The organism is Ferrovibrio sp., assembly GCF_025869515.1.
Lineage (GTDB): Bacteria > Pseudomonadota > Alphaproteobacteria > Ferrovibrionales > Ferrovibrionaceae > Ferrovibrio.
The window spans coordinates 1-6,318 of record NZ_JAOZVR010000078.1 but is presented as its reverse complement, the minus strand read 5'-3'; the positions used below and the strand labels follow the sequence as shown (position 1 = coordinate 6,318).

6 protein-coding genes are annotated in these 6,318 nt (G+C 61.2%); all 6 read right to left on the bottom strand.

Translation table 11 applies throughout. The features are described from left to right. Positions 1–367: autoinducer binding domain-containing protein (locus OJJ21_RS12590; protein ID WP_297686741.1), on the bottom strand; the 367-nt coding region annotated here is incomplete at its 3' end. A 470-nt stretch (positions 368–837) separates the two neighbouring features. Next, complete coding sequence (locus tag OJJ21_RS12585) at positions 838–1,368, bottom strand: tyrosine-type recombinase/integrase (RefSeq protein WP_297686739.1); 531 nt, start codon at positions 1,366–1,368, stop codon at positions 838–840. Positions 1,369–1,509: 141 nt separating this feature from the next. Then, complete coding sequence (locus tag OJJ21_RS12580) at positions 1,510–2,766, bottom strand: putative Na+/H+ antiporter (RefSeq protein WP_297686737.1); 1,257 nt, start codon at positions 2,764–2,766, stop codon at positions 1,510–1,512. A 155-nt stretch (positions 2,767–2,921) separates the two neighbouring features. Next, entirely contained in the window at positions 2,922–3,947 is a 1,026-nt protein-coding gene (gene dmpG / locus OJJ21_RS12575) for a 4-hydroxy-2-oxovalerate aldolase (RefSeq protein WP_297686735.1), read from the bottom strand. A 10-nt stretch (positions 3,948–3,957) separates the two neighbouring features. Next, a complete protein-coding gene (locus OJJ21_RS12570; RefSeq protein ID WP_297686733.1) occupies positions 3,958–4,869 on the bottom strand; it encodes an acetaldehyde dehydrogenase (acetylating) in 912 nt (303 codons plus the stop codon). 17 nt (positions 4,870–4,886) lie between these two features. Next, entirely contained in the window at positions 4,887–6,170 is a 1,284-nt protein-coding gene (locus tag OJJ21_RS12565) for a TRAP transporter large permease (protein ID WP_297686732.1), read from the bottom strand. Positions 6,171–6,318 lie beyond the last annotated feature (148 nt).

The window sequence follows — 6,318 nt, the reverse complement described above, 5'->3', positions numbered from 1 at the left end:
AACTGCCCTCGATGGGTATGGTTATCCCGGAACGGACCCCGAAGTCGATCGCCTGCGAACGGAATAGTTTCTGCTCCCTGGTCTGGTCGTGGAAGGACCAGTCGTCTACGGACCAAGCGAACATCTCCTTCCGCCGTTTTGCAGTGGTGATGACCGGATCGATGCGCGAATAGCGATTTACAAAGTAAACCTCCTGCCATTCGGGAAGATACGAGTTGAAAGTCTTCATTTCTCCGCCAGCGGTCCGAAGATAGGCGAACCGTTCGAACCCGTATGCGCTTGCGAAGCACTTGAGCGCGGTGCGCACCATTCGTTCGTCGCTAGCGACATCAAGCGCATCGATGAGAGACTGAAGCTGCCCGTCCATGAATGGTTGTCCTCTTGGCATGTGGGTCGCCTTTGAGTCACGGGACGGAATGGATTTGCCGTCGGGAGAGATGGCGGTGCCCAATTGTGTTCTGTTCGTCATAGTCGATTCTACAGTCCTTCGATCGGCAAGTTCGACTGGCTCGATAAAGTACGAGGAGGTCTCGAATTCGCTTGAGATGGCTTGAGAAGCGACGTTTCAGCCGTCAGTTCCTCTGGGTCCGAGACACGCGTAGCACGGTTTGTAACCTCCTGATTCGCTGTTAATTTCTGCGAGAAGCCACATGGGAGTGTCTTTTGTTCCGTGGCAGGCCGAAATTCTCCTGCGACGGTGGGTGCTGAATTAAACGGGCTTGCGTTCTCATAGTGCGTCCCTCTCATCTTTCCGTTGCGCTAAACCGGGCGCGAACTGTCGGCGTTGATGTCACTCCAGTTACATTTCTTACACATTGGTTCGAACGAACGAACTATTCAAGATGGATATTGACGAATTGAGGACAACCGTAGCTGGATTTCTGCTTCCCACACCGTACCAATAGCTTCGAGTGTGGCCCCCGAGCGGAGCATCGAGGTTGCCGCCGAGTGGCGCGGCAGGCACGCTCCAGACGACGGGGGATCGGAAATGCCCGCACGTTTTAGCGCCAGCGTTACGATCGTGGAGACATGACAGGACTGCGCAAATGATCGGTAGGGTGCAATCATTGTAAGAAAGACCGCCTCTTGAGGCACGCATGGCCGTTCCTGCTCGATGTATGCGAGAAGTGCATCACCGACGTCCTGCGGTAATGGCAGCCGAACTTGCCGGCGCGCCTTGCCGCTCAGGCGCAGCATACCAGACGTCCATTCGATATCGTCGAGCCTAAGGCAGGCCACGTCTCCGGCCCGCAGTCCCAGACGAGCCAATAGAAGCAGGATTGCTCGATCCCGCAGGCGGCCTCTAGCGAGTTGATCGCACGATGCAATGACGCGTTCGACGTCGGCGGCCGCAAGATACCGCGGCAACGACGAAAGGCGCCACTGCAAGACCGGCGGAATGGCGTGATCGAGGTTGCTTCAAGTGCCGGTATAAGCGCGCTCCGCTCTTCTCTCCGGTGGAAATGCTGCATACCCACGAGCAAGAGAAAGAGCAGACCCGATCTCGTTTCAGATAATCCAAAAGGCAGCGATGGCGATCACGGTCGGCGGTATCGCTGCAACCAGCAGGCCAAGGGGATTGACCGTCTCGTCCTCGAAATGACCTTTCAGGATTGTAAGACCGGCCGGATTGGGTGCATTAGCGATCACGGTCAGGCCGCCGCCAGTGACGGCGCCTGCAACGAGGGCATATTTGAACTCGTCCGTCAGACCATCCACCAGCGAGCCAAGATAGGTGAGCGCCGCATTGTCGGTGACCGCGGTCAAGGCCGTCGCACCGAAGTAGATCGCATCGGAATTCATGCTTGTCAGCAGCGGCTGCAGCCACCATTGTTGCTGCCCGCCCAGCACCACAAGCCCGGCGAGGAAGAAAGCGACCAGCAGTCCTTCACGCAGCATCAGGCGGTCCTGATGGGCGCGGTAGGCCTGAGTAACGCCGAGGAAAAACAGGAAGAGCGCAAGGAAGACCGCCGGATGGTGTGAAAACGCCACTACCAGCGCAAGGAAGGCGAGATGCACCACGATCAGCGGTATCGGCACCCGGTTGACGACCGTTTCCGAGCCGGACGGCAAGGCGGCAAGCTCCTTGCGAAAGAGGAAGGAGAGCAGTCCGGCATTGACCGCCGTGGCAAGCGCCGAGCGCCAGCCGAAGGTTTCCAGCATGAACGGCATGTCCCAGTTCCACTTGCCAGCAACCATCAGGATCGGCGGCGCGGCGAAGGGCGTCAGCGTGCCGCCGATGGACACGTTGACGAAGAGGACGGCAAGGGCTGCATATTTCAGCCGGGGCGAGATACCGCGCGCAAAGGCGCCGGCGGAAAGGATCATCGCGCCAACGGTCATCGCGGCCGGCTCGGTGATGAAGGAACCGAGAAGCGGTACGACGAACAGCACGGTGAAGAAGGCGGCGATCTGCGGGCGTACCGGCAGGATGGAGGCGATGGCCTTGACCACCGCCTGGCTGAACTGCAGCACTGGCCGGGTGGCGGCGATCACCATGATGGCGAAGACGAACATCGGTTCGGCGAAATTTCGCCCATCGAGATAATGGGTCGCGGTTTCCGAACCCTCGATGGCGAACATGAAGAGCATCATCACCATCGCCCAGAAGCCGAAGACGACCTCGACCTCGGCCAGAAGATGCCAGACGCCGCCATGGCGCGGATCGCTGTGGGCAAGCCGCTCGAACAGCTTGACCGAGAAGGTGTGCAGGATCGCGACCGCAAACAACACTGCAGCGATCAACTGGATCGTGGTCGGGTTCAATATCCTGCTCCATTTCCCTGAAGTCGAAAGCCTCTCGATACTCTCGGGCCTTCGTGCATTGCCGGCGACTGCGGCAGATGGAACGCTTAATTCCCTGATCGGGACTTCGCAACGGCATCACCGCTGCGAAGTGCGATATCTGGTGGCCCTGGGGCTCAGGCCTTTGCGGCGCGCGACATCGTCAGCGCCAGGTCCTCGATCATGTCTTCCTGGCCGCCGACCATGCCGCGGCGGCCGAGTTCCAGAAGCAGGTCGCGGGCCGGAACGCCGTAGCGCTTTTCCGCGCGCTCGGCAAACAGCAGGAAGGACGAATAGACGCCGGCATATCCGAGAACCAAGGAGCCGCGGTCGACGCGGATCGGACGATCCATCATCGGCACGACCAGATCCTCGGCGGCGTCCATGATCTTGAAGAGATCGACGCCGGTGACAGCACCCATGCGCTCGAACACAGCGACCAGCAGTTCGGTCGCGGCATTGCCGGCACCGGCACCAAGGCCTGCGATTGCGCCGTCAATGCGGTTTGCGCCTGCGGCAACGGCTGCCGCCGAATTGGCGATGCCCATGCCGAGGTTGTGGTGACCGTGGAAGCCGAGTTCCGTTTCCGGCTTCAGCGCCGCGCGGATGGCGGTGATGCGGGCGGTCACGTCATCGGGCAGCATGTGGCCGGCCGAGTCGGTGCAATAGACGCAGTTGGCACCATAGCTTTCCATGAGAAGCGCCTGCTCAACCAGCTTTTCCGGACTGGCACGGTGCGACATCATCAGGAAGCCGACGGTGTCGAGACCCGTCTTGGCGGCATAGGTGATGTGCTGTTCGGCGCAGTCGGCCTCGGTGCAGTGGGTAGCGACGCGTACGCCGGAGATACCGCAATCCATGGCGCGCTTCAGCGTGTCCACGGTGCCGATGCCGGGCAGGAGAAGCGCCGAAACCTTGGCCTGCTTCATGTGCGGGATGACGGCGGAGAGATATTCCTCGTCGGTTGCCGCCGAGAAGCCGTAGTTCACGGAAGCGCCGCCCAACCCGTCGCCATGGGTTACCTCGATCCACGGCATGCGGGCTTCGTCGGCGGCCTTGGCGATCTCGACCATCTGCTCGATGGAGATCTGGTGGCGCTTGGCATGCATGCCGTCGCGCAGGCTCATCTCGTGAAGGGTGATCTTGCGTCCTTCGATGCTCATTTCAATCTCCTCAGCCGCGTGCCGGCAGGGTGAAGACGCCCTTGACGGCCTCTTCGGCGAAAAGTTCGGCGGTGCGCAGGGCTGCCGCCGTCATGATGTCGAGGTTGCCGGCATATTTCGGCAGGAAGTCGCCGAGACCTTCGACCTCGAGGTAGATCGACACGCGCTTGCCGTCGAAGACGGGGCCGTTCACGACCTTGTAGCCGGGCACGTATTTCTGCACTTCGGCGGCCATGGCCTTCACGCTCTCGGCGATCGCCGCTTGATCCGGTTCTCCTTCCGTCAGCACATGCACGGTGTCGCGCATGAGAAGCGGCGGTTCCGCCGGATTGACGATGATGATCGCCTTGCCGCGCTTTGCGCCGCCGACCTTCTCGATGGCATGGGCCGTGGTGCGGGTGAACTCGTCGATGTTCTTGCGGGTGCCCGGGCCGACCGAACGGGAGGAAACGGCGGCGATGATCTCGCCATACTCCACCGGCTGCACGCGGGAGACCGCAGCCACCATCGGAATGGTGGCCTGACCGCCGCAGGTGACCATGTTGACGTTCATCTCGAGACGCTTGGCATGATCGGCCAGGTTGACCGGCGGAATGCAGAACGGGCCGATGGCAGCAGGCGTCAGGTCCACCATGATAACGCCGAGCTCGTTGAGCTTGCGGGAGTTTTCCGCATGGGCATAGGCGGAAGTTGCATCGAAGGCGACGCGGATATCGTCGGCCAGCACATGCTCCAGCACGCCGTCGACGCCGGTCGCACAGGTCTTTATACCCATTTCGGCCGCCCGCTTCAGGCCTTCCGAAGCGGGATCGATGCCGACCATCCAGACCGGCTCCACCCATCGCGAGCGCTGCATCTTCATCAGCAGGTCGGTGCCGATATTGCCCGGCCCGATGATGACCGCCCTGAGTTTCTTGCTCATCTTGCGTATCCTTTACATTACATTCCGAAGAGGGCCGGCAGCGCCAGCGAAAGTGCGGGCACATAGGTGATGACCAGCAGCACCGCGATCATCACAAGCATGGGAGTGATCGCGCCCTTCACCACCGTCTCAAGCGAGAGGCCGGAGATGCGCGAGGCGACAAACAGATTGACGCCGACGGGTGGCGTCACCATGCCAATCGCCAGATTGACAATCATGACGATGCCGAAATGCTCAGCGCTCACCCCGAGTGCGGTGACCAGCGGCAACAGGATCGGTGTCAGGATGATGATGGCGGCGATGGTTTCCATGAAGGTGCCGACGATCAGCAGGATCACGTTGATGGCGAGCAGCAGCAGCCATGCCTGATCGACGGCGGAGGTGATGGCGGTCGCCAGCATCACCGGCACGCCCTCGATGGCGAGCGCGCGGCCGAAGATGGTGGCCGTGCCGACGATCAGCATGATGGTGGCCGAGGTCAGGCCGGAGCCGGCGAAGATCTTGTAGAGATCCTTGAGGCTCAGCTCCTTGTAGACGAAGGTGCCGACCACGAAGCCGTAGATGACGCCGACGGCCGCAGCTTCCGTGGGAGTGAAGATGCCGCCATAGATACCGCCCAGGATGATGACCGGCACCATGAGCGCCCACTTGGCATCATTGAGGACGGCCAGCATCTCGCGGCCGGAGGGACGGTAGTCGCCCGGCTTCTGGCCATCGCGCTTCGACTGCCACCAGGCATAGCCGATGAGGGCAAAGCCGATCAGCAGGCCCGGCACTACGCCGCCCATGAACATCTTGGACACCGATACATTGGCCGAGGTGGCATAGATGACCATCGGGATCGACGGCGGAATGATAACGCCGAGCGAACCGGAACAGGAGATGAGGCCCGAGGAAAAGCTCGGCTTGTAGCCGTCCTTCGCCATGGCCGGGAGCAGGATCGTGCCGACGGCGGCGACGGTCGCCGGACCGGAGCCGGAGATCGCGGCGAAGAAGATGCAGGTGACGACCGCGATGATCGCCATGCCGCCCGTATAGCGGCCGAAGAACATGCGCCCGACATTGATGAGTCGCTGCGACAGGCCGCCCTGCCCCATGAGATCGCCGGCAAGAATGAAGAATGGAACGGCCATCAGCGGGAAGCTGTCGATCGAGGTCACGAGGCCCTGAGGGACATAAGAGCCGGAAACCTTTCCCGATACGATGAGCGCCAGTGTCGAGGCGATACCCAGCGATATGGCGATCGGGACGGAAAACAGCAGCAGGACGGCGAGAAGACCGAAAAGAATGAGCGTGATCATGGGGCGGCTCCCTCCCGGATGCCGCGCACGTCAAGCACGATGGCCTGTAGCAGACGAAGAACCACCAGCAGAAAGCCGGTGAAGGGCGCCAGGTAGATGATGCCCATGGGAATGCCGAGCGAGGCGGATTTCTGGCCGAAGCGGAAGG